Below are 22,653 nucleotides of genomic sequence, written 5' to 3'. Positions count from 1 at the left end.
AAACGATCAACCGCATCCGTTTCATCCCTGCAACAAGGAAATAGGTTTGGCCGCTTTCGAGACCGAGTTGTTGGCGCTGCTTCCGCGACTGCGGCGGTTCGCGCGATCGCTCACCCATGACGGGACGGATGCGGACGATCTTTGCCAGGTCGCGGTCGAAAAGGCGCTAATGGCGCGGGGCTCGTGGCAGGCGGGAACCAGATTGGACAGTTGGATGTACCGGATCATGCGCAACGCCTGGATCGACACCGCCCGCGCCCGCCAGCGCGCGGCCCAGACCTTTATCGCCGAGGATGCGGGGCTGGGTGTCGGTGCGCCGGGCGAAGCGGAGGCCCGCGTCGCGCTGAACGAGGTGGAGGCGGCCATGCGCACCCTGCCCGACGAACAGCGCGAGGCGGTGGCGCTCGTTCTGGTCGAAGGGCTGGCCTATAAGGAGGCCGCCGAAATCCTCGACATTCCGATGGGCACCCTGACCTCGCGACTGGTACGGGGCAGGCAGGCGCTGATGGCGCGGCTGGGAGAAGCGGCATGACGATCGAACCCGAATTGCTGATGGCCTATGCCGACGACGCGCTCGATCCGTTGACGGCGAAGCGGGTCGAACGGGCCATCGCCGCCGACCCGGTACTGGCCGAGGAAGTCGCCCGTCATCGCCGCCTGAAGGCCCGTCTGGGCACCGCCTATGCCCCGATCGCGGACGAGCCCGTGCCCGACCGGCTGGCCGCACTGCTGACCAGCAATGTGGTGCCGCTGCCCCGGCGTGCGCCCCGCACGCCCCGTCTGTCGGCGGGCTGGCGATCGGCGGCCGCAATGGCCGCGTGCCTGGTCGTCGGTGTGCTGATCGGGCGCGGCGTCCATCAGGAGGGGCCGATCACCGCGACCGACCATGGCCTTTATGCGTCCGGATCGCTGGCCCGTGCACTGAACGATCAGCCGAGCGGGACCGGCGGCCCGGTCCGCGTCGCGGTCAGCTTCCGCGCGCAGGACAATGGCTTTTGCCGCGTTTTCCAGTCGGCGGAAGCGGACGGCATCGCCTGTCGCGACCCCAAAGGCTGGGCGCTCCGCCGGACCATGCCGGGCAGCACCATGTCGACGCGCGGCGGCTATCAGCAGGCCGGATCGTCCGACGCCGCCCTGATGGCGGCGGCCCAGGACATGATGGCCGACATGCCGCTCGACGCCGCGGGCGAGAAGAAGGCGATCGCGAGCGGCTGGCGCAGCCGGTAACGACACCGCCTTTTCGGAAAGCGAGCGTTTCCGGCAGGCAAGTGGACCAAATCCACATCCGCCCTATCTTGGGTGCATGAAAAAGATCGGTTTCCTGTCGTTCGGCCATTGGTCGCTCTCCGCCCAGTCCGCCACGCGCTCGGCGCAGGACGTGCTGCTCCAGTCGATCGACCTGGCGGTCGCGGCGGAGGAACTGGGTGCGGACGGGGCCTATTACCGGGTCCATCATTTCGCGCAGCAGCTGGCCTCCCCCTTCCCGCTGCTCGCCGCCGTGGGTGCGCGGACCAAGCGGATCGAGATCGGGACCGGCGTGATCGACATGCGCTACGAAAACCCCTTCTACATGGTCGAGGATGCGGGATCGGCCGACCTCATCAGTGGCGGGCGGTTGCAACTGGGCATCAGCCGGGGCTCGCCTGAGCAGGTGATCGATGGCTGGCGCCATTTCGGCTATGGTCCGGCGCAGGGCGAGACGGACGCCGATATGGGCCGTCGCCATGCCGAGGTATTCCTGCATTTGCTAAAGGGCCAGGGCTTCGCCAAGCCCAATCCCCGGCCGATGTTCCCCAATCCGCCCGGCCTGTTGCGGCTGGAGCCGCATTCGGCGGGCCTGCGCGACCGTATCTGGTGGGGCTCGGCCTCCAACGCCACGGCGATCTGGGCGGCGAAGCAGGGCATGAACCTGCAAAGCTCGACCCTGAAGGCCGATGAGAGCGGCGAGCCCTTCCACGTCCAACAGGCACAGCAGATCCGCGCCTATCGTGCGGCCTGGGCAGAGGCGGGTCATAGGCGCCCCCCGCGCGTCTCGGTTTCGCGTTCGATCTTCGCGCTGACCACCGATCAGGACCGCGCCTATTTCGGCCGCGACAACAGCCAGGATCAGGTCGGTGTCATCGACAATATGCGCGCGGTCTTCGGCCGCTCCTATGCCGCCGAGCCCGAGCGCCTGATCGAACAGCTGCGCGCTGACGAGGCGATCGCGGAGGCCGACACGCTGCTTCTCACCGTGCCCAATCAGCTGGGCGTGGATTACAACGCGCATGTGATCGAGAACATCCTGCGCCACATCGCACCCGCACTCGGCTGGCGCTGACGACGGGACAGGCCCCGGCCATGGTCGGGGCCGACGCGTCTGGAAACTAATGATGTAGGAAGAAATGGCGCGCCCGGAACGATTCGAACGTCCGACCCTCAGATTCGTAGTCTGATGCTCTATCCAGCTGAGCTACGGGCGCGCATGGGGCCTCTGTCGAGACCTGATTTTGATCCACTGGCGCGCCCGGAACGATTCGAACGTCCGACCCTCAGATTCGTAGTCTGATGCTCTATCCAGCTGAGCTACGGGCGCGCTGTGGAGGTGGGCTGATAGAAGCGCTTCGGAATCTTGGCAAGCCCTTTGCAAAGGTTATCCACATTTTTTCGCAAGGCGGACCTGGGGCGGGATTTACGGCATTTGGTTCGGCACCCCTGTTGCGGTTAGGAAGATAGCGATGACATCCTATCGCCCCGCCTCGTTCGCCCGGCCCACCCCTATGCTGCGCGCCTGTGTCCTTCTCGTCGGCCTGAGCCTGGGCGGATGCGCGCGGGATCGCGACACGACGCCCTATCCGTCGCTGGCGGTGCGGCCGGTCGAGAAACAGGGTTTTGCCGAACCGGTGGTCAAGCCGGTCCCGCTTCGCCCCGATCCCGCGCTCGACGCCAAGATCGCCGACATGACCACACGCCTCGGCCAGATCGAGGACGCGTTCGCCAAGGCTTATGAGGAGGCGCGCATCAGCACTGCCAAGGCGCGCGGTGACAAGGTGGGCAGCGACGCGTGGCTGACCGCGCAGACCCAATTGGCGGGCCTGGACGATATCTATTCGCGGACATCCTCGCTCCTGTCCGAGATCGACGCGGATGCCATTGCACGCGCCAATAGGCTGGAGCCCCCCTATCCGGCGCTGACCGCGTTGCGCGAGCGGGCGGTCAAGGCGGGCACGCAACAGCAGGAACGGATCGGCGCGCTCAGCAACAGCCTGCCCGCCGCCTGACGCGATCAGAACCGGCGGATGAAGGGCAGGACGCTGGAATAATCGTCGGTCCAGGCCGCGAGGCCGGGCGGGGCCACGGCCGGGGTCCAGTCGCCCCCTTGCGCCTCCAGCGTCTTCAACACACGCGGATCGCGCGACAGCGCCAGCCAGACCGAAGCCGTCGCCTGCGCCTGGCGATCCAGCTCGGTCGGCACATAGCTCATCCGCACGATCGCCCAGCCTCCGTCGCGCGCGGCGGCGGCGACGAGCGGCTCCAGATCGACGAATCGGTTCGAGATATGGACCAGCAGCAATCCGCGCGGCGACAGCACACGGGCATAGGTCGCGAACGCCTCGCGAGTCAGCAGATGCGCCGGAACCGCGTCGGACGAAAAGGCATCGAGCGCCAGCAAGTCCAGGCTGGCGGGCGCTTCGGCGGCCAGGCGGATGCGGGCATCGCCGATGCGGATGACGGGATCGGGCAGACACCGGCGCAGATAGCTGAACTGGCCGGTGTCGCGCGCGATGCGGGCGATGACCGGATCGATCTCGTAGAAGCGCCAACGCTGGCCCGGCTGAGCGTAGCAGGCGAGCGTCCCCGTCCCCAGTCCGACCACACCGATCCGTGCCGCCGGGCCATAGAGCAACGGAGCGGCGCGCATGGCCCGGCCGACACCCGAATAGGGGGCATAATAGGTGGTCGGCGTCCGCTCCCGCGCCGCCGATCCGCGCAACTGGATGCCGTGCACGGTGGAGCCATGGTCCAACTCGCGATAGCCCGCGCCGTCGCGCACGGTGTAGACGCCGAAATAGCTACGCATCCGGGCATCACGCTCCATCGACAGCGACAGCGCGCGGTATCCGCCGAACAGCACCAGCGCCCCGCCAAGCAACAGCACGAAACCGGTTCGCGCCCCGATGGTCAGGAAGCCCAAGGCGGCGATGACCAGGAACACCGTCCCTTGCCGCTCTTCGCCGAACCACGCCGCCGGCCCGACCAGCCGCAGGTCGAGGACCAGCCCGATCACCACCGCCAGCGCGATCAGCATCGCGCGGGGATGCCGCCGCCACAGGTCGCGGATCATCGGCAGGATGAACTGCTGCGGGATCAGCACCCCAGCCGCGAGGATCAGAAGCGGATATTCATAGGTCCAGTCGAACAGCACCGGCGCCAATATGCCCGCGAACACCCCGCCCAGCGCACCCCCGACCGCCATCCACAGATAGAAGCCGGTCAGCCGGTCGACCGCGGGCCGCGCGCGATATAGGGCGGTGTGCAGCGCGACCGACACCATGAACAGCAGCAGCAGCGCGACGACGACGTTGGAATAGGGCCGCTCCGGATAGCCGCCCATGATGACCCCGCCGAACAGCAGCAGCGTCACCGGCGCGATCCGGGTCAGCGTATCCGCCGCCCCCCGCCGCGTGGCGAAGGCGATGATGAAGCTCGCCAGATACAGACCCAGCGGCAGCACCCAGAGCAGCGGCATCGCGACGATATCGGTGGTGATATAGGTCGAGGTCGCCAGAACCAGCCCCGAAGGCACGGCCGACAGCGCGACCGAATAGGCAATCCGCCGCCATCCGGGCGGAGGCGACGTCGATACAATGGTCGCTTGCCGATCGCTCGAAGCCGGAAGCCGCGTCGCACAGGCGATGACCAGCACCGCCAGCAGGCCATAGCCCAGGCTCCACAACAGGCTCTGGCCATGAAGGGTCATCGCCGGTTCGACCAGCAATGGATAGGCGATCAGTCCGGCAAAGCTGCCCAGGTTGGACGCGGCATAAAGTGCGTAAGGATTGCGTCCGACATGCGCCAGCGCGAACCAGCGCTGGATCAGCGGCGCCTGAGCCGACACAGCGAAGAACAGCGGCCCGATCGACAGGCCGAGCAGCCAAGGCACCCAGAGCGCCGGTTCGGCATCGGACGGCAGGTCCACCGCCATCAATCCGATCGGCAGCCAAAGCGCCGCCGCTGCCAGCAACAGAATATGCACCCCCGCCTGCACGCGCGGACGCCACCGGCCCAGCGCATGGGCATAGGCATAACCGCCCAGCAGCAACGCCTGATAGACGAACATCGCCGAGTTCCAGACGGCGGGCGCCCCGCCCAGCCGAGGCAGCGCCATGCGCGCGACCAGCGGCTGGACCAGGAACAGCAGGAACGATCCGATCAGGATCGTCGCGACGAACAGCGCGCGCGCCGCCAGATCGGATCGTCGGCTGGACACGGAAGAAAGGGTCAGGCGTTCAGCAGTCGCGCGGCATGGGCGGCATGATAGGTGAGCACACCCGAGCATCCGGCGCGCTTGAACGCCATCAGCGTCTCCAGCACCATCGCGTCACGATCCGCCGCACCCGCCGCCACCGCCGTCTCGATCATCGCATATTCGCCCGACACCTGATAGGCGAAGGTCGGCACCCGGAACGCGTCCTTCACCCGGCGGATGATGTCGAGATAGGGCAGGCCCGGTTTCACCATCACGCTGTCCGCGCCCTCGGCCAGGTCGAGCGCGACCTCGCGCAATGCCTCCTCGGCATTGGCATGGTCCATCTGATAGGTGCGCTTGTCCCCCTTCAGCAGCCCGCGCGTGTTCACCGCGTCGCGGAACGGCCCGTAAAAGGCGCTGGCGTACTTGGCGGCATAGGCCATGATCTGGACGTTGACGAAGCCCTCGTTCTCCAGCGCGGCGCGGATCATGCCGATGCGGCCGTCCATCATGTCGGACGGCGCGATCACGTCCGAACCGGCGCGCGCCTGGGTCAGCGCCTGCTCGACCAGCGCGTTGGCCGTGTCGTCGTTCACGACATAGCCCGCCGCGTCGACCAGCCCGTCATGGCCATGCGTCGTATAGGGATCGAGCGCGACATCGGTCAGCACGCCGATATCGGGCACCGCATCCTTGATCGCGCGGATCGCCCGGCACATCAGATTGTCGGGGTTCATCGCCTCGCGCCCGTCATCGGTGCGCAGGTGCGACGGCGTGTTGGGGAACAACGCCAGGCAGGGAATGCCCAGATCCGCCGCCTCCCGCGCGCGCGCGACGATTCCGTCCAGCGACCAGCGCGACACGCCAGGCAGGCTGGCGATCGGCTCCTCCACCCCCTGCCCCTCGGTCACGAACAGCGGCCAGATCAGATCGGCCGGGGTCAGCACCGTTTCGGCATGGAGCCTGCGGCTCCACTGCGAGGCGCGGGTACGGCGAAGGCGAAGCGCGGGATAAGATGCAGTCATCAAAAGGGCTTTTGCGGGATCGGACCGCGCTTGCCAAGCGTTGCGTGTAAAGCGTTCCGGGGGCGAAAGGAATTGGATAGTGCGCGAGATACGATCGGCGGCGATGGTGGTGAATGCCAAGTCGCGGCGCGGCCAGGCCTTGTTCCGGCAAGCCTGTGCAGCGATGGCCGACCTTCCCTATCCGGTCGATGCGCGCGCCGTCGAGGAGCCCGAGGATCTGGAGCCGACGGTGCGCGAATTGCTCGCCGCCAAGCCCGACCTGCTGATCCTGGGCGGCGGCGACGGGACGATCAGCGGGCTGGTCGACCTAATGATCGGGCATGACGTGATACTGGGCGTCCTGCCGCTGGGCACCGCGAACAGCTTTGCCCGCTCATTGGGCATTCCGCTGACCATCGAGGGCGCGATCGACGTGATCCGCAACGGCCGCCCGCGCCGGATCGACCTGGGCATGATCGACGATGATTATTACGCCAATTGCGCCGCGATGGGGATCAGCCCGAAGATCGCCGAGACGGTGCCGCACGGCCTGAAGCGCGTGGCGGGGCGGCTGGGCTATCTGGGCTGGGCGGCGTATCAGTTCCTGCGCTTCCGCCCCTTCACCCTGATCGTCGAGCAGAATGGGAAGCGCGAGCGCTTGCGCGTCGTCGAGGTGCGCATCTCCAACGGCCCCTATCATGGCGGCACGGAGCTGGTGGATGCCGCCGAGGTCGACTCGGGCGAGATCGTCGTGCAGGCGGTGTGCGGCCATGTGAAGCGCCGCCTGATCGTCAACTGGGCGGCAAGCATTCTGCGCAGCGACTATCGCAAGGAAAAGGTCCGCGATTTCCGGGGCCGCGAGATCAAACTCACCACCATCCCGCCGCTGCCCATCTCGATCGACGGTGAGGTGCTGGCACAAACGCCCGTCACCGCGCGCATTGCGCCGGGGATCATCGAGGTGATGGCGCCTGCCGAATGACCATTCCTCCCCTGTAAGGGGAGGTGGCAGGGCGAAGCCCTGACGGAAGGGTGTAACCGCCAGCGGGGACACCCCTCCACCATCCTCCGGATGGTCCCCCTTCCCTTACAGGGGAGGAATTTTGCTTCTACCCGACCGGCATCGCCTTGTTGGTCGGCTGTCCCTCCGCCAGCGCCTGTTCCTCGCACTCTTCCTTGCCCGCCGTCACCGCCATCCGGCCCTTGCGCCAGCCGCCATAGCGATAATAGCCGATCGTCATCAGCATCGACGCCAACGACCCTGCCGGAAAGCTCCACCAGATCGCGTCGGCCCCCAGCCTGGGCTCCAGCAGGTTGGCAAGGCCGAAGCGGACCGGGAACATGGAGATCGCCAGGATGACCAGCGGTCCCACCACCGCACCATTGGCCCGCACCGTCGCCGCCAACACCATCGACACGCCGAACAGGATGAAGCTCCATCCGCCGATCAGGTTGATCTGCGCCGCGATGTCGATCGCGCCCCGCTCATTGCCCAGGAACAGCCACAGGACATGGCGATCGAGCAGCGTCACGATCAGCACCAGCACGCCGGTCAGCAACAGGTTCATGCGGAGCCCGGCGCGGGTGATCCGGTCGACCCGGTCCCACTGCCCCGCCCCGATATTCTGCGCCGCCATCGCACTGACCGCCGCGCCCACCGCCATGGCGGGCATCTGGATATAGGTCCAGAGCTGGTTCGCCGCGCCATAAGCGGCCGTGGTCGCGGTGCCGTGCCGATTGACCAGCCCCATCATCGCGAGGGCCGAGGTGGAGACGACCAGCATCTGGAGGCCCATGGGAAACCCCTTGACCACGATGGTCTTGAGCAGTCCGGCCGTCGGCAACAGATAGCGCCACTCCGCCCCCCGCAGCCGGATCACCAAATCCTTGGCATAGAGATAGGTAACCAGCGCCAGCAGCGATCCGGTATTGGCGATCAAGGTCGCGATCGCCGAACCCTCGATCCCCAGCGCGGGGACGGGCCCGAGCCCCAGGATGAAGACCGGGTTCAACGCCACGTCGAGGACCGAGCCCAGCGCCATGAACTTCAACGGTGTGATCGAATCCCCGACGCCGCGCAGCGCCATGGTCAGCAGGACCGAGATGAAGCCCGGCGGCATGGCGATGAAGATCACCCGCAGATAGGCCAGCGCCAGCGGGAACACCTCCGCCGGGGTCGCCAGCGCGCGCAGGATGGCCGGTGCCGCCAGCCAGCCGATCACCACCGTCGCGCTCGAGATAACCGCGAACAGGCCTAGCGCCGACCCCAGCACCCGGCGCACCGCCTCCACGTCGCGCCGCCCCATATTCTGGCCGATCAGGATGGTCGCCGCCATGCCGAAGCCGAAGGTTGCCGCGACCAGCAGGAACATGATGATGTTGGCGTTGGTCGTCGCGGCCAGCGCGCGCTCGCCCAGAAACTGGCCGATCCAGATCGCATTGATAGATCCGTTCAGAGACTGCAGCACGCTCGACCCCAAAGTCGGCAGCGCGAATAACAGCAGTGTTCGGCCGATCGGCCCGGCGGTCAGGTCACGACGCCCGCTTTGGGGTTTCACGGCTTCTTGTCTCCGGCCTTGATTTCCTCGTCGATGAAACGCGCCATCGCCGCATATTGGAAACCGGGTTTCTGATTCCCCTCACCGGAATACAGCCCGCGCAGATACCCCCAGTCGAACGGCGTCAGCCCCTCCGGCTCCGCGTCATGATCGAACAAGGTCAGGATCGTCGCGATGCCGTCGGCCTTGCGCGGCCGGACGACCGCCAGCGCGCGCATCGTGGCATAGTCCGCAATCTGGTTGATCGTCTTCCCATTCACCGCGTCGCGGTCGATCATCACCACGGCCGCCGCGATATGCGACTTGGTCGACAGGGTGATCCGGCTGGCGCTGGGAATGTTCAAGGTCGGGATGTTGCCTGCGCCAAGGATCAGCTGGTCGCCGTCACGGCTGGTGATCGCGGTCAGGTGCCAGGCATGCACCGGCCCCTTGTCCTTGGCCATCGCGCGGATATCGGAATAGGGCAGATTGCCGAAGATGCCGGGCCGGTGATCGATCAGCCATTGGATCTGCTGCGCCCCATGGTCGACGAACAGGATCAGGACATTGGGGCGGCATTTGTCGCCACCCAGCCGTATGCCCAGCCGTTCGGCATGGCCCAGAATACGGTCGGCGATCGGCAGCGCCGCCTTGGCCGCCAGTCCCGCGCTGCCGATACACAAGGGTTCGGTCAGGCGCGACAACGGCGAGTCCCCGCTGGGATAGCCCGAAATCGCGCCGAACCAGCGCAATGTCTCGCGTCGAGGCGGCAGGGGGCGAGCCGTCACCACGATCGGGTCGGCAGCGGATGAGGCGCCTGCCTGTGCCCAGGCACCAGGCGCCACCCCCAGGGAGGCGAGCAATGACAAAACCGCAAGAACAGGTCTTCGCATCACTCGCCCCCCTTTAGCGGTCATCAGCTTGCCAGTGCGTCCCGAACCGCCTGCACCGCCTCGGCCCCCTTGGTGCCGTCGGGGCCGCCGCCCTGCGCCATGTCGGGACGACCGCCGCCGCCCTGCCCGCCCAGTGCCGCCACGGCTTTCCGCAGCAGCTCGACCGCATTGTGCTTGGCGGTCAAGTCGTCGGTGACGCCGACCGCGACCGAAGCACGGCCGTCATTGATCGCGACCATCACCGCGACGCCCGATCCGCCGAGACGCTGCTTGGCATCGTCAACCGCCCCGCGCAGCCCCTTGGCCTCGAAGCCGTCGAGCACCTGGCCGATAAAGGCCACGTCGCCGATCTGCTCCGGCCCAGCCGCCGCGCCACCGGCACCGCCGCCCATCGCCAGCGCCTTCTTGGCTTCCGCCAGTTCACGCTCCAAGCGGCGGCGATCCTCGACCAGCGCGGCGATGCGCGCGGGCACCTCGTCGGGCGTCGTCTTCAGAGTCGCGGCGGCAGCCTTCAACATCTCGTCGCGGTGCGACAGATAGGCGCGCGCGCCCTCGCCGGTCAGCGCCTCGACACGGCGCACGCCGCTCGACACCGCGCCTTCGGACACGATCTTGAACACGCCGATCTCGCCCAGCGCATTGACGTGGGTGCCGCCGCACAGTTCGAGCGAGTAGGTGCCGTCGGCATCCTCGCCCATCGACACGACGCGTACCTCGTCGCCATATTTCTCGCCGAACAGCGCCATCGCGCCCATTTCGATCGCTTCGTCGGGAGTCATCAGGCGGGTGACGACGGGGCCATTGCCGCGCACCTGCTCGTTCACCTTCGTCTCGACCTCGGCAATATCCTCGGCGGTCATGCCGACCGGCTGCGAAAAGTCGAAGCGCAGACGCTCCGGCGCGACCAGCGAGCCCTTCTGCGCGACATGGGTGCCCAGCCGCTGGCGCAGCGCCTCATGCAACAGATGCGTCGCCGAGTGGTTGGCCCGGATCGCGGCGCGGCGCGTGGTGTCGATGGCCAGCTTCACGCTGTCGCCGACTTTGATGCCGCCTTCCTGGACCTCGGCATTGTGCACGAACACCCGGCCGAGCTGCTTGGAGGTGTCGGTGACGATGGCCTTCAGGCCCGTATCGTTGGAGATGGTGCCGGTGTCGCCGACCTGACCACCGCTTTCGCCGTAGAAAGGCGTCTGGTTGACGATGATCGCGACGCTTTCGCCAGCCGCAGCGCTGTCGACCCGCGCGCCGTCCTTGACCAGCGCCAGCACTTCGCCTTCGCCGGTGTCGGAGGCATAGCCCAGAAACTCGGTCGAGCCGGTTTCCTCGGCGATGTCGAACCAGACGTCATCCGATGCCTTCGCCCCCGAGCCCTTCCAGGCGGCACGCGCGGCGCGCTTCTGCTCGGCCATGGCGGCGTCGAAGCCCGCGCGGTCGACCGACAGATTCTGCGCGCGCAGCGCGTCCTCGGTCAGGTCATAGGGAAAGCCATAGGTGTCATAGAGCTTGAACGCCGTCTCACCGGCCAGCGTCGCACCGGGGGCCATGCCCGCCGTCGCTTCGTCGAGCAGCTTCAGTCCCTTGTCGAGCGTCTGACGGAAGCGAGTCTCTTCCTGCTTCAAGGTCGCTTCGATCAGCGGTTGCGCGCGGACCAGCTCGGGATAGGCCGCGCCCATCTCGGCAACCAGCGCCGGGACCAGCCGATGCATCAACGGCTCCTTGGCGCCCAGCAGATGGGCATGCCGCATCGCGCGGCGCATGATGCGGCGCAGGACATAGCCACGCCCTTCATTGGCGGGCAACACGCCGTCCGCGACCAGGAACCCGGCCGAGCGCAGATGGTCGGCGATGACGCGGTGCGATGCCTTCTGGCCATCCTCGGCCTTGGTATGGGTCAGCTCGCACGACGCGGCGATCAGCGCCTTGAAGGTGTCGGTGTCATAATTGTCGTGCACGCCCTGCAGCACGGCCGCGATCCGCTCCAGTCCCATGCCGGTGTCGATCGACTTCTTGGGCAGCTCACCGACGATCTCATTGGCTTCCTGCTCGAACTGCATGAAGACCAGGTTCCAGATCTCGACGAATCGGTCGCCATCCTCCTCCGGGCTGCCGGGAGGGCCGCCATAGATATGGTCGCCGTGGTCGTAGAAGATTTCGGAGCACGGACCGCACGGCCCATTCTCGCCCATCGCCCAGAAATTATCCTTGGTCGGGATGCGGATGATCTTGTGATCGGGCAGCCCCGCGATCTTCTTCCACAGGTCAAACGCCTCGTCATCGGTGTGATAGACGGTGGCGGTCAGCTTCTCGGCGGGGATACCCCAGACCTTGGTCAGCAGGGTCCAGGCATGGGTGATGGCCTGTTCCTTGAAATAATCGCCGAACGAGAAATTGCCCAGCATTTCAAAGAAGGTATGGTGCCGCGCGGTATAGCCGACATTGTCGAGATCGTTATGCTTGCCGCCCGCGCGCACGCATTTCTGCGAGCTGGTCGCGGTGGAATAGGGCCGCGACTCCAGGCCGGTGAACACATTCTTGAACGGCACCATGCCCGCATTCACGAACATCAGCGTCGGGTCGTTCTGCGGCACGAGCGGCGCGGAGGGCACGATCTGGTGCCCCTCGCTGCCGAAATAGTCAAGAAAGCCGCGGCGGATGTCGTTGGTCGAGGTCATGCACGCGACTTAGGCGAGGTTTTGCGCGCGCTCAAGCGCCCGCGCGTCCGGGGCGCTTCATCGCATCCCCCTTATTCGTGGTGATCCGCCGCCCAGCACAAACCACACGGCCACAGGGCATAGCCCTGTTCGTCCAGTTCGGCGATCACCCGATCGGCGCCTCGATCGCCTTGGGCGGTGTCGAGAACCAGACCGGCCCGCTATCCGTCATGTGGAAACAGTCCTCGATCCGGATGCCGAACTTGCCCGGCAGATATAGCCCCGGTTCGTTGGAAAAGCACATCCCCGGTGCCAGCCGCGTCGCCTCTCCGCGCACCAGATTGACCGGCTCATGCCCGTCCATCCCGATACCGTGGCCGGTTCTGTGCGACAGACCGGGCAGGCGATAGTCAGGGCCATAGCCCTGGGCGGTGTAGAAGCGCCGCACCGCGTCGTCGATGCTGCCCGCAGGCGCCCCGATCCGCGCCGCCGAACGCGCGACCTGTTGGCCCTTGGCGACCGTATCCCAGACCTTGCTCTGCTCGGTGCCCGCTTGGCCGTGCACCCAGCTTCGCGACACGTCGGACTGATAGCCCTGTACCGTACAACCGCAGTCCATCAGCACGACCTGACCATCCGCGACGCGGTGCACCTGCTTGCTGCCATGCGGATAGGCCGAGGCTTCGCCGATCAGCGCCATACTGAACTCCGGCGCACCGCCCAATTTGCGGGTGGCGGCATTCATCAGCGCGCCGACCTCCGAACCGGTCATGCCTGCCTCGACGCGGGGGTAGACCCAGCGATAGGCCGCCATCGTCACGTCGGTCGCCAACTGCATCAACGCGATTTCGGCGGGGGTCTTCACCATCCGACATCCGCGCACCACCGGGTTGGCGGAGACCAGCCGGGCGCCGGGCAAGGCCTTTTGCAGCCCGTCGAACGCGAAGAATCGGGCAGTTTCCTCGATTCCGACCGGGCGGCTGGTCAGCTTGCGGTCGCGCAGGAACCCGGCGACGACGGCAAGCGGGTTCTGATCCTCCTGCCATACCCGTACCTCGGCGGGCACGGCCAGCGTCTCGCGGACCGAGGGCTCCTCGAAGAACGGCGTGACGACGCACGGCTCGCCCTCGACCGGCAGGATCGCGGCGGTCAGCCTTTCGCTGCGCCCCCAGCGGACGCCGGTGAAATAGACCATGCTCGACCCCGGCTCGATCAGGATCGCAGCCATCCCATTCGCCTTCATCAGGGTTTGCGCCCGCGCAAGCCGCCGCGCCCGCTCCGCCGGGCCGATCGGCACCGCCTTGCCCGTGATATCGGACAGCGCCGACAGATCGGGCTCCGCCGCACGCAACAGGCCCGGCCGGACGAAGAGCGGCAGGGCGGCGGCCGCGATCATCGCGCGGCGGGACAAGAGGGTGTGCATGACGGTGACGATAGAATTCTTGACCTGAGCGCCGCAATGCCCTTGGCTCGCGCGCGGATTCTAATTTGGGGTATGCATGGCCAAGCGGCTGACCTTGTACATCTTCATCGGCCTCATTTTGGGGCTGGTCGTGGGGCTCGCGCTCAACCTGTCGCTCAACGACGGCAGCGCGGAGGCGACCGCGCAACTGAAGACGATCGCGAGTTATTTTGCGATCGTCACCGGCCTGTTCCTGCGCCTCATCAAGATGATTATCGCGCCTCTGGTCTTTGCGACCCTGGTGTCGGGAATCGCGCAGATGGGCGACACCCGCGCACTGGGGCGGATCGGGGTGCGATCGCTCGCCTGGTTCATTTCGGCCAGCCTCGTCTCGCTCAGCCTGGGCATGTTGCTGGTCAACCTGCTGCATCCGGGCGTCGGCCTGAACCTGCCGCTGCCCGCCGTCACCGCCGATAGCGGGGTGGTTAAGGCCGGGTTCGACCTGCAGAAGTTCGTCACCCACCTCGTCCCCGCCTCGCTGATCGAGGCGATGGCGACCAACGAAGTGCTTCAGATCGTCATCGGATCGCTGTTTCTGGGTGTCGCGATCACCGCGGTCGGCGAGCGCGCCGCGCCTTTGGTCCGTGCCGTGGATGCACTGGTCGCGGTGATGTTGCAGGTCACCGACTATGTCATGCGCGTCGCGCCGATCGCGGTGTTCGCCGCCGTGGCGGGTACGCTGACCGAGCAGGGTCCGTCGGTGATCGGCAAGCTCGCCATCTTCATGGGCAGCTTTTATCTCGGCCTTATCCTGCTGTGGTGCGTGCTGCTCGGCATCGCCGCGCTGTTCATCGGGCCGCGCATTCGCGACCTGATCGCGCATATCCGTGCGCCGCTGATCCTCGCCTTCTCGACCGCCTCGTCCGAGGCCGCCTATCCGCGCATCCTGGAGGGGCTCGACCGGTTCGGCGTGCCGCCGCGCATCGCCAGCTTCGTGCTGCCGCTGGGCTATTCGTTCAACCTCGACGGCTCGATGATGTACATGACCTTTGCGTCGCTGTTCATCGCCCAGGCTTACGGCATCGACCTGTCGATCGGGCAGCAGATCACCATGCTGCTGGTCCTGATGGTCACGTCGAAGGGGATTGCGGGCGTGCCGCGCGCTTCGCTGGTCGTGATCGCGGCGACCATGCCCATGTTCAACATTCCCGAGGCCGGGCTGCTGCTGATCCTGGCGGTCGACCATTTCCTCGACATGGGCCGCTCGGCGACCAACGTGATCGGCAATGCGGTGGCGAGCGCGGTCATCGCCAAATGGGAAGGGCCGCTCGATCCTCCCGAGCCGGTGGACGTGCCCTCGCTGCACGCGCCCTCCGGCACACCCGCCGAGCCCGCCCCCGACAGCTTCCGGCAGATCGGAGGGCATTGACCGCCGGCCCCCCACCTGACGACCCTATGCCTCACGCATAGGCATAGGGTCCGCCCTTGGCGAGCGCCGCCTGATAGGCCGGGCGGGCGTGGATGCGTTCCAGCCAGGCGATGGTGGCGGGGCGGCGTTCGTCCAGCCCGCCACGCGAGCGGGCGGCCTCCAGCGGGAAACTCATGATGATATCGGCGGCGGTCATCTGGTCGCCCGCGAACCAGGGCGACCGCGCCAATTCGCTCTCGACATAATCGAGATGCCGGTCGACCATCGGCTGGAACCGCTTCATCGCGACCTTGCCCATCACCGGGACACGGCTGAGCACCAGCAAGACGAACAGCGGCGGCATCAGCGAACCCTCGGCATAATGCAGCCAGAAGCGCCAGCGCTGCATCGCCTCGCGGTGGGCGGGCGGCCCCAATCGCCCGTCGCCCTTGCCCACCAGATATTCGATGATCGCCCCCGTCTCGGCGATCACCAGCCCGTCATCCTCGATCACGGGCGACTTGCCGAGCGGGTGCACGGCACGCAGTTCGCGCGGGGCCAGCATCGTCTTGGGATCGCGCTTATAGTGCTTCACCTCATAAGGCAGGCCCAGTTCCTCCAGCATCCACAGGATGCGCTGCGATCGACTGTTTTCGAGATGATGGACGATGATCGTCATGCCTGTTCCCCATATTCGGCCGCGACAACGCGCCAGTAAGGGTGGAGGGCCCAGCGGGGGCGATGAAGGCTCGCGGACTCGGAGGGGTTGGGTTGGGGCATTATCACGAGCGACCAGCGTGCGGACATGCCCCACCCCTGAAGGAGAGCGGTGCGTTCCTATCATGTCAGCCCGCTCCGAAAGGACAGGAATGGGCGATCATCGATCCGCGAAGAGAAACCACCACATCCGTTCGCGCCATCCGGCGAGCCGCGCGAATACAGTTGAAGACTATCGTCTCGCTGTTGATTTATCTCATTATTGCCACCGGGATTCTGACGATCATCATTTCATGAGGGCGCCATCCGCGACGGCACGCCAAATCCAGGCCGAGGCGGACAAGGCGATGCGGTCTCCCACACGGTATCGCATCAGCGCCGCGCGCAAGCCACCCTCAATCCGTTGCCGTTCGTCAGACGCGGCCTGCGTCATCGCCCGTGCCGCCGGGCCGATCCGCGACAGGAAGGACAGAGCGTCCTCGACCGGATCGTCGCCTTCACCTACGACATAGTCGAACGACACCCGAGCCGCGCTCTCCGGCCGCCATCCTGCCTGATGGAGCCATGCGGCAACCCGGTCCCGGTCGGCAAAGGCGAAGGGGCCGGGTTGATAACCACTCTCCGGGGCAGGCTGGACACCAATCGCTTCGTCCGCGACCGTCGCGAACGCATTTCGCGCGCGGTCGTCGAAACAGGAAAAGACCAGCGCCGCCCCATCACCCGCCGCCGATCGCAGACGGGAAAAGGCCGTGACCGGATCGGGGAAGAACATCACGCCATGACGCGACACGAACAGGTCGAAAGGCCCTTCCCGCTCGGCAAGTTCGATCGCATCCGCACACCGGAATTGGGGACCACCGGAGCCGATACGCCCCGCCCGATCCTGGGCCAGCGCGACCAATCCGGGCGAAAGGTCGACACCGGTGATATGAAGACCCGGACGGATGCCATGAAGCGCCAGACTGGTCGACCCCGCCCCGCTGCCGATATCGAGCGCCTTACCCGTCATTGGTGCAGCACTGGCGATGGCCGCATCCAGATGTCGGGCGAGATCGGCGAGGCTACGCTCCGTCCGACGCCATTCGGCCGCCCAGACATCGCCGACCCGCCCCTGCCAATCCAGCCCGCTGGTCATCGCACCACCCTACCAGTCCGCAATCCGTGCACCTGATACAAAACGGCCCGCCATCGCTGGCGGGCCGTATGTCGTCAGATGTCGTCCTCGGCATCGGGGCCGGTCATCATTTCCTCCGCGACCTTTTCAGTCCGCTGGCGGATCGCCCGTTCCAGGCGGTCGGCCATGTCGGGATTGTCGCGCAGATAATTCTTTGCGTTCTCACGCCCCTGCCCGATACGCACCGAGTCGTAGGAGAACCAGCTGCCCGACTTCTCGACCAGACCGGCCTTGACGCCCAGATCGAGAATTTCGCCGATCTTCGAGATGCCTTCACCATACATGATGTCGAATTCGACCTGCTTGAACGGCGGCGCGACCTTGTTCTTCACCACCTTCACACGGGTCGTGTTGCCGGTGATGTCCTCGCGGTCCTTGATCTGGCCGGTGCGGCGGATGTCGAGCCGGACCGAAGCATAGAATTTCAGCGCATTGCCGCCTGTCGTCGTCTCCGGATTGCCGTACATCACGCCGATCTTCATGCGCAGCTGGTTGATGAAGATCACCATGCAGCGCGAACGGCTGATCGACCCGGTCAGTTTGCGGAGCGACTGCGACATCAGGCGGGCCTGGAGGCCGACATGGCTGTCGCCCATTTCGCCCTCGATTTCGGCGCGCGGGACGAGTGCCGCGACCGAGTCGACCACCAGCACGTCGATCGCATTCGAGCGGACCAGCGTATCAGTGATTTCCAGCGCCTGTTCGCCGGTATCCGGCTGCGACACGATCAGTTCGTCGATATTCACGCCCAGCTTCTTGGCATAAACCGGGTCGAGCGCATGTTCGGCGTCGACGAAGGCGGCGGTGCCGCCCATCTTCTGCGCCTCGGCGATGACGTGCAGCGCCAGCGTGGTCTTGCCCGAGGATTCCGGACCATAGACCTCGATCACGCGGCCGCGCGGCAAGCCGCCGACACCGAGTGCGATGTCGAGGCCGAGCGAGCCGGTCGAGATCGCCTCGACCTGCATCGTCTCCTTCTGCCCCAGCTTCATCGCCGAGCCCTTGCCGAATGCCCGGTCGATCTGGGCGAGTGCGGCGTCCAGCGCCTTTTGCCGGTCTGCGTTTGCGGTTGCCATGCCTGTTTCGATCACTTTCAGATTGGCGGCCATCAGATGCTTCCCTCGCTAGACCAACCTTGTGGTCCATTCAACGCATCTGCAATGTATGCGCTTTGTTCCGCGAGAACAAGATGCGAACAAAGCCTATCGCAAAAAAGTCGGCAGCGTCCACCAGCCCTGCGCCCGCGCCGCTTCCGCCGCCCTATCGCGCGTATCCGTGTCGGCGAAAATGGCAAAGCACGTCGCACCCGACCCCGACATGCGTGCCAGTTCCACGCCGTAGGCCTGGGCCAGCAGGGCGAGTACCGCATCGATCTGTGGCGCGATCGCGCGGGCGGGCGGCTCCAGATCGTTGCGACCCGCCGCCGCGATCGTCATCACATCCCCCTGCCCCAGCGCGCCCCGGTCCACGCCGTCCCAGCCAGCGAACACCGCCGCCGTCGATACGCCGACGCCGGGGTTGACCAGCAGGACCGGTCGCTCGCCCAGCGGCGCCAACGGATGCAGCGCATCGCCCTTCCCCTCACCGCGCGCCGTCTGTCCCAACAGGCAGGCAGGAACATCCGCCCCCAGTTCGGCGGCCAGCACGAACAAGTCAGGGTGATCGATCGCAACACCGTACAGCCGCGCCAGCGCGCGCAGCGTCGCCGCCGCATCCGCCGAGCCGCCACCGATGCCCGAGGCGACTGGCAGATGCTTGTCGAGGGTGATCGCATGCTCCTCCGTCACGCCGAAGCGCGCACCGAACCCCCACGCCGCGCGCATGACGAGATTGTCGTCCTGCGATTCGCCCGCCAGCACGCTTGCGAACGGCCCGCTCAGCGTCAGGGTAGTGCGATCGGCGCGCGCCACCGTCACGACATCGCCGTCGCGGCAAAAGGCGAACAGCGTCTCGAGCTCGTGATAGCCGTCCTCGCGACGACGACGGACATGCAGCGCCAGATTGATCTTGGCCGGGGCGGTCTCGACGATAGCAGTCATGCCCGTCCCATGCGTCGCATCAGCGCACGCGGCAAGGCCGGTCAGCCCGCGATCTTCGCCGCAAGCCGGGCCTGTTCGCTATCATCCGCGGTCAGCGCCGCCGCGCGCCAGGCATAGCGTGCCTCGTAATGCCGCCCGAGCGCCCAATAGATGTCGCCGAGATGATCGTTGATCTCAGCGTTGGCAGGCTCGGCCATGGCGGCGCGTTCGACCAGTGGCAGGCCGCGCTTGGTCTGCCCGGCCTTATAATAGGCCCAGCCGAGCGAATCGGTGATCGAGGCATCGTCGGGCGCCAGCTTGCTCGCCTTTTCGAGCAGCGCGAGGGAGCCGGGCACGTCCTTGCCCCGCTCGATCCGCGCATAACCCAGATAGTTGAGCGCCAGCGGCTCGTCAGGGCCGAGTTCCACCGCCTTGGCCAGCGCCACGTCCGCTGCGTCCTTGCGGCCCGCCTGGTCGAGCGCGCCGCCATATTGCAGCCATGCCGCCCAGGGGATCGCCGGGTCGGCGCGGGTGACACGCTCATACCAGGGCACGGCGTCCGCCGGCCGCTTGGCGGCGATCAGCTGGTCGGCATAGAGTTGCCAATCGTCGAGCGCGGAATCCTTTGCGGTCGCCAGTCCCTGTGCCAGCATCAGCGCCTCGCCGCGACGCCCCGCTTCGGCGAGCAGGCCGATACGGACGATGGCGGCGCGGTGCGCAAAGGCGCCGCGCGGGCGCACATCCTCGATCGCGGTGATGGCGGCGTTCCAGGCCTCGTCCTTGGAGAGCGCTTCGGCCATGACCAATCGGGCGCGGTCATTATCAGGGTCTGCGATCAGCGCCGTCCGCGCCAATGCGATGACCAATGGACGTGGCCCTTCGCTGGCCAGCTCGGCGGCGATACGTACCAGGAGTCGCGAGACGCCGAAGCCCAGGCTCGGCTTGACGCCCAGCGCCTTGCGGTCGGCGAGGACCAGCGGATCGCTGAGCAGCGCGCGGGCATCGGCCTCGTCGCCGCGCCCCGCCATCATCTCGGCCGCTGCGATCCGGGTATCGGGGGCGGCGCGCATCGTCTCCAGCAATACCCGCGCCGAAGCCGGGTCGATCCGCTTGCTAGCCAGCGCGAGGAGAATGCGATGTTCCTCGGCCAACCGCCGTGCGACCGGCTCCTTGCCCGCACTGTCCAGGCCGGGTTCAACCGGTTGTTTGCGATCCCACGCCGCCCAGGCCCGCAGGGTCGGGGCGAGGATACGCAGCGCACCGCCGTCGATCCGGGTCAGCGCGGCGTCATAACCCGCACGGTCGCCCTTGCGGGCCGCGATCGCCAGGTCGAGGAGCGCGACGTCGATCGGCGCGACATCCTCGGCCTCCATCACCCGCGCGGCCTTCAGGGCCAGCGGCACGTCGCCGCTCGTCATCGCCTCGCGATAGGCGCGCACCGCGATGGCCGGATCATCGGGCCAGCCGCTCAGCGCGATCGCATAATCGCCGCTGGCGGCGGCCGAGCGTCCGTCGGCCGCCGCGACCCGCGCCGCCAGATAGGCCGACAGCGGCGAGCGGGGCAGTTCGGTCGCCGCGAGCGACGGGGCGGACCAGCACGCCCCGACCAGCAGCATGCCGGTCAGGACGCGAAAGAACGGACGCTTACATATTGGGATAATTGGGTCCTCCGCCGCCTTCCGGCACGACCCAGTTGATGTTCTGGGTCGGGTCCTTGATGTCGCACGTCTTGCAGTGGACGCAGTTCTGGGCGTTGATCACGAACTTCGGATCGCCCTCTTCCACGCCCACCACCTCGTAAACACCGGCGGGACAGTAGCGTTGCGCAGGCTCGTCGAACAAGGGCAGGTTGTGTTCGATCGGCACATCCGCGTTCTTGAGCGTCAGGTGGACCGGCTGATCCTCCTCGTGATTGGTGTTCGACAGGAACACCGAGGACAGCCGGTCGAAGGTCAGTACGCCGTCGGGCTTGGGATAGTCGGGCTTCTTCACCTGATCCTTCCGCCACAGGCTTTCGTGATCGGGCTTGTGCTTCATGGTGAAGGGCATCTTCAGCCCGAAATGCTCGGCCCACATGGTCACGCCTGCCAGGCCGGAACCCAGCGTGTCGCCGTACTTCTTGACCAACGGCACGACGTTGCGGACGGTCGACAGCTCCTTATAGAGCCACGACGCGCGGAACGCTTCCGGGTAATCGGTCAATTCGTCACCCTCGCGCCCTGCCTGGACGGCGGCGAACGCGGCCTCGGCGGCCAGCATCGCCGACTTCATCGCGCCGTGCGTGCCCTTGATGCGCGGCACGTTCAGGAAGCCCGCCGAACAGCCGACCAGCACGCCGCCGGGGAAAGTCAGCTTCGGGATCGCCTGAAGCCCGCCGTCATTGATCGCGCGCGCGCCGTAGGAGACGCGCTTGCCGCCCTTGAGCAGCTCGGCGATGACCGGGTGGGTCTTCCACTTCTGCATCTCCTGGAAGGGAGAGATATAGGGGTTGGTATAGTTCAGCCACGTCACGAAGCCGAGCGCGACCTGCCCGCCCGCCTGGTGATAGATGAAGCCGCCGCCATTGGCGTCGTCGCCCAGCGGCCAGCCCTGGGTATGGATCACCCGGCCCGGCACATGCTTGGCGGGATCGATGTCCCACAGTTCCTTGATGCCCAGGCCATAGACCTGCGGCTGGCTGTCGCGGGCGAGGTCGAACTGACGGATGATTTCCTTCGACAGATGCCCGCGCACGCCTTCGGCGAAGAAGGTATATTTGGCGTGCAGTTCCAGCCCCGGCTGGTAATCGGGCTTGTGCGTGCCATCGCGCGCCACGCCCATATCACCGGTCGCGACGCCCTTTACCCGGCCGTCCTCGTGGAACAGGATTTCGGCGGCGGCGAAGCCGGGGAAGATTTCGACGCCCAGTTCCTCGGCCTTGCCCGCCAGCCAGCGGCACAGATTGCCGAGACTGCCGGTATAGGTGCCCGTGTTGTGCATGAAGGGCGGGGTCAGCGCGTGCGGCAGGTTGCGCTGCTTGTTCGCGCTCAAAATCCAATGGAGATTCTCGGTCACCGGCACCTCGGCGAGCGGGCAACCGTCCTCGCGCCAGTCCGGCAGCAATTCATCCAGCGCGATCGGATCGATCACCGCACCCGACAGGATATGCGCGCCGACTTCCGATCCCTTTTCCAGCACGCAGACCGACAGTTCGCCGCCGGTTTCCGCCGCCAGCTGCTTCAGGCGGATCGCGGCGGACAGGCCCGCTGGGCCAGCGCCGACGATCACCACGTCATAGGGCATCGATTCGCGTTCGCTCATGGCATCCTCGCATCGTTGACCGCGCCGCTGCCGTAGCGTCCCGTTTGGCGGGCTCGTCCGGGCGCGGACGGGAAACATCTTGTCCTGACAGCCGATCCGA

Annotated in this window: 18 protein-coding genes and 2 tRNA genes; 6 read left to right on the top strand and 14 right to left on the bottom strand. The window is 66.5% G+C overall.

Going from position 1 to position 22,653, the window contains the following annotated elements; translation table 11 throughout:
* Positions 1–40 precede the first annotated feature (40 nt).
* The 3 genes from U1H82_RS04030 to U1H82_RS04020 all read left to right on the top strand — a co-directional run bounded on the left by U1H82_RS04030 (position 41) and on the right by U1H82_RS04020 (position 2,320).
* Positions 41–532, top strand: a complete 492-nt coding sequence (locus tag U1H82_RS04030; protein ID WP_375339494.1) for an RNA polymerase sigma factor — start codon at positions 41–43, stop codon at positions 530–532.
* The gene (locus U1H82_RS04025) at positions 529–1,227 is read left to right on the top strand and encodes an anti-sigma factor family protein (protein WP_322963617.1); all 699 of its coding nucleotides are present in this window, start codon (positions 529–531) and stop codon (positions 1,225–1,227) included. Before U1H82_RS04030 ends, U1H82_RS04025 begins: the two co-directional genes overlap by 4 nt.
* Positions 1,228–1,303: 76 nt before the next feature.
* A complete protein-coding gene (locus tag U1H82_RS04020) occupies positions 1,304–2,320 on the top strand; it encodes an LLM class flavin-dependent oxidoreductase (RefSeq protein WP_322963616.1) in 1,017 nt (338 codons plus the stop codon).
* Positions 2,321–2,385: 65 nt separating this feature from the next.
* On the opposite strand, the gene U1H82_RS04015 is transcribed toward U1H82_RS04020, so the two are convergent.
* Positions 2,386–2,462 (bottom strand) — tRNA-Arg (locus tag U1H82_RS04015).
* Between the two features lie 36 nt (positions 2,463–2,498).
* Positions 2,499–2,575 (bottom strand) — tRNA-Arg (locus U1H82_RS04010).
* Between the two features lie 142 nt (positions 2,576–2,717).
* On the opposite strand from U1H82_RS04010, the gene U1H82_RS04005 reads away from it, so the two are divergent.
* Complete coding sequence (locus U1H82_RS04005; RefSeq protein WP_322963615.1) at positions 2,718–3,260, top strand: hypothetical protein; 543 nt, start codon at positions 2,718–2,720, stop codon at positions 3,258–3,260.
* A 5-nt stretch (positions 3,261–3,265) separates the two neighbouring features.
* Here U1H82_RS04005 and U1H82_RS04000 read toward each other — a convergent pair whose 3' ends face one another.
* Together U1H82_RS04000 and hemB are read right to left on the bottom strand one after the other, a co-directional pair.
* Entirely contained in the window at positions 3,266–5,539 is a 2,274-nt protein-coding gene (locus tag U1H82_RS04000; RefSeq protein ID WP_375339485.1) for a spermidine synthase, read from the bottom strand.
* Complete coding sequence (hemB, locus tag U1H82_RS03995) at positions 5,482–6,474, bottom strand: porphobilinogen synthase (protein WP_322963613.1); 993 nt, start codon at positions 6,472–6,474, stop codon at positions 5,482–5,484. Before hemB ends, U1H82_RS04000 begins: the two co-directional genes overlap by 58 nt.
* 103 nt (positions 6,475–6,577) lie before the next feature.
* On the opposite strand from hemB, the gene U1H82_RS03990 reads away from it, so the two are divergent.
* Entirely contained in the window at positions 6,578–7,435 is an 858-nt protein-coding gene (locus tag U1H82_RS03990) for a diacylglycerol/lipid kinase family protein (protein WP_322963788.1), read from the top strand.
* Between the two features lie 127 nt (positions 7,436–7,562).
* Here U1H82_RS03990 and U1H82_RS03985 read toward each other — a convergent pair whose 3' ends face one another.
* From U1H82_RS03985 to U1H82_RS03970, 4 genes are all read right to left on the bottom strand, one after another.
* Positions 7,563–9,011, bottom strand: a complete 1,449-nt coding sequence (locus tag U1H82_RS03985; protein WP_322963612.1) for an MATE family efflux transporter — start codon at positions 9,009–9,011, stop codon at positions 7,563–7,565.
* Positions 9,008–9,883: a hypothetical protein gene (locus U1H82_RS03980; protein WP_322963611.1), complete on the bottom strand. Its 876-nt coding sequence runs from the start codon at positions 9,881–9,883 to the stop codon at positions 9,008–9,010. Before U1H82_RS03980 ends, U1H82_RS03985 begins: the two co-directional genes overlap by 4 nt.
* 23 nt (positions 9,884–9,906) lie before the next feature.
* Positions 9,907–12,555, bottom strand: coding sequence for an alanine--tRNA ligase (gene alaS / locus U1H82_RS03975; RefSeq protein ID WP_322963610.1), 2,649 nt, complete (start codon positions 12,553–12,555; stop codon positions 9,907–9,909).
* A gap of 145 nt (positions 12,556–12,700) precedes the next feature.
* Positions 12,701–13,957 carry a M24 family metallopeptidase gene (locus U1H82_RS03970; protein WP_322963609.1) on the bottom strand — a complete coding sequence of 419 codons (1,257 nt, stop codon included), beginning with the start codon at positions 13,955–13,957 and terminating at the stop codon, positions 12,701–12,703.
* A gap of 76 nt (positions 13,958–14,033) precedes the next feature.
* On the opposite strand from U1H82_RS03970, the gene U1H82_RS03965 reads away from it, so the two are divergent.
* Positions 14,034–15,365, top strand: coding sequence for a dicarboxylate/amino acid:cation symporter (locus tag U1H82_RS03965; RefSeq protein WP_322963608.1), 1,332 nt, complete (start codon positions 14,034–14,036; stop codon positions 15,363–15,365).
* Between the two features lie 31 nt (positions 15,366–15,396).
* Here the strand turns inward: U1H82_RS03965 and U1H82_RS03960 are convergent, their stop codons facing one another.
* From U1H82_RS03960 to U1H82_RS03935, 6 genes are all read right to left on the bottom strand, one after another.
* Positions 15,397–16,023: a glutathione S-transferase family protein gene (locus tag U1H82_RS03960; protein WP_322963607.1), complete on the bottom strand. Its 627-nt coding sequence runs from the start codon at positions 16,021–16,023 to the stop codon at positions 15,397–15,399.
* A 324-nt stretch (positions 16,024–16,347) separates the two neighbouring features.
* The gene (locus U1H82_RS03955) at positions 16,348–17,196 is read right to left on the bottom strand and encodes a class I SAM-dependent methyltransferase (protein WP_322963606.1); all 849 of its coding nucleotides are present in this window, start codon (positions 17,194–17,196) and stop codon (positions 16,348–16,350) included.
* A 74-nt stretch (positions 17,197–17,270) separates the two neighbouring features.
* The gene (recA, locus tag U1H82_RS03950; RefSeq protein WP_058716777.1) at positions 17,271–18,344 is read right to left on the bottom strand and encodes a recombinase RecA; all 1,074 of its coding nucleotides are present in this window, start codon (positions 18,342–18,344) and stop codon (positions 17,271–17,273) included.
* A gap of 93 nt (positions 18,345–18,437) precedes the next feature.
* Positions 18,438–19,274: a 4-(cytidine 5'-diphospho)-2-C-methyl-D-erythritol kinase gene (locus tag U1H82_RS03945; protein ID WP_322963605.1), complete on the bottom strand. Its 837-nt coding sequence runs from the start codon at positions 19,272–19,274 to the stop codon at positions 18,438–18,440.
* Between the two features lie 41 nt (positions 19,275–19,315).
* Positions 19,316–20,869: a tetratricopeptide repeat protein gene (locus U1H82_RS03940; protein ID WP_322963604.1), complete on the bottom strand. Its 1,554-nt coding sequence runs from the start codon at positions 20,867–20,869 to the stop codon at positions 19,316–19,318.
* Between the two features lie 28 nt (positions 20,870–20,897).
* Positions 20,898–22,553 (bottom strand): electron transfer flavoprotein-ubiquinone oxidoreductase, encoded by a 1,656-nt coding sequence (locus U1H82_RS03935; RefSeq protein WP_322963603.1) that lies wholly within the window; start codon positions 22,551–22,553, stop codon positions 20,898–20,900.
* Between the last annotated feature and the right edge of the window lie 100 nt (positions 22,554–22,653).

It is taken from the genome of Sphingomonas fuzhouensis (assembly GCF_034659795.1).
GTDB classification, from domain to species: Bacteria; Pseudomonadota; Alphaproteobacteria; order Sphingomonadales; family Sphingomonadaceae; genus Sphingomonas; species Sphingomonas fuzhouensis.
Note: the sequence above shows the minus strand (reverse complement) of the source record. Positions and strands in the feature narration are given on the sequence as shown.

Excerpts from the sequence above, each read along its gene's own strand:
- U1H82_RS04025 (WP_322963617.1), top strand. The coding sequence starts at position 529 with ATGACGATCGAACCCGAATTGCTGATGGCCTATGCCGACGACGCGCTC.
- U1H82_RS04020 (WP_322963616.1), top strand. The coding sequence starts at position 1,304 with ATGAAAAAGATCGGTTTCCTGTCGTTCGGCCATTGGTCGCTCTCCGCC.
- U1H82_RS04005 (WP_322963615.1), top strand. The coding sequence starts at position 2,718 with ATGACATCCTATCGCCCCGCCTCGTTCGCCCGGCCCACCCCTATGCTG.
- U1H82_RS04000 (WP_375339485.1), bottom strand. The coding sequence starts at position 5,539 with ATGCTCGGGTGTGCTCACCTATCATGCCGCCCATGCCGCGCGACTGCT.
- hemB (WP_322963613.1), bottom strand. The coding sequence starts at position 6,474 with ATGACTGCATCTTATCCCGCGCTTCGCCTTCGCCGTACCCGCGCCTCG.
- U1H82_RS03990 (WP_322963788.1), top strand. The coding sequence starts at position 6,578 with ATGGTGGTGAATGCCAAGTCGCGGCGCGGCCAGGCCTTGTTCCGGCAA.
- U1H82_RS03980 (WP_322963611.1), bottom strand. The coding sequence starts at position 9,883 with ATGCGAAGACCTGTTCTTGCGGTTTTGTCATTGCTCGCCTCCCTGGGG.
- alaS (WP_322963610.1), bottom strand. The coding sequence starts at position 12,555 with ATGACCTCGACCAACGACATCCGCCGCGGCTTTCTTGACTATTTCGGC.
- U1H82_RS03970 (WP_322963609.1), bottom strand. The coding sequence starts at position 13,957 with ATGCACACCCTCTTGTCCCGCCGCGCGATGATCGCGGCCGCCGCCCTG.
- U1H82_RS03965 (WP_322963608.1), top strand. The coding sequence starts at position 14,034 with ATGGCCAAGCGGCTGACCTTGTACATCTTCATCGGCCTCATTTTGGGG.
- U1H82_RS03960 (WP_322963607.1), bottom strand. The coding sequence starts at position 16,023 with ATGACGATCATCGTCCATCATCTCGAAAACAGTCGATCGCAGCGCATC.
- U1H82_RS03955 (WP_322963606.1), bottom strand. The coding sequence starts at position 17,196 with ATGACCAGCGGGCTGGATTGGCAGGGGCGGGTCGGCGATGTCTGGGCG.
- recA (WP_058716777.1), bottom strand. The coding sequence starts at position 18,344 with ATGGCCGCCAATCTGAAAGTGATCGAAACAGGCATGGCAACCGCAAAC.
- U1H82_RS03945 (WP_322963605.1), bottom strand. The coding sequence starts at position 19,274 with ATGACTGCTATCGTCGAGACCGCCCCGGCCAAGATCAATCTGGCGCTG.
- U1H82_RS03940 (WP_322963604.1), bottom strand. The coding sequence starts at position 20,869 with ATGCTGCTGGTCGGGGCGTGCTGGTCCGCCCCGTCGCTCGCGGCGACC.
- U1H82_RS03935 (WP_322963603.1), bottom strand. The coding sequence starts at position 22,553 with ATGAGCGAACGCGAATCGATGCCCTATGACGTGGTGATCGTCGGCGCT.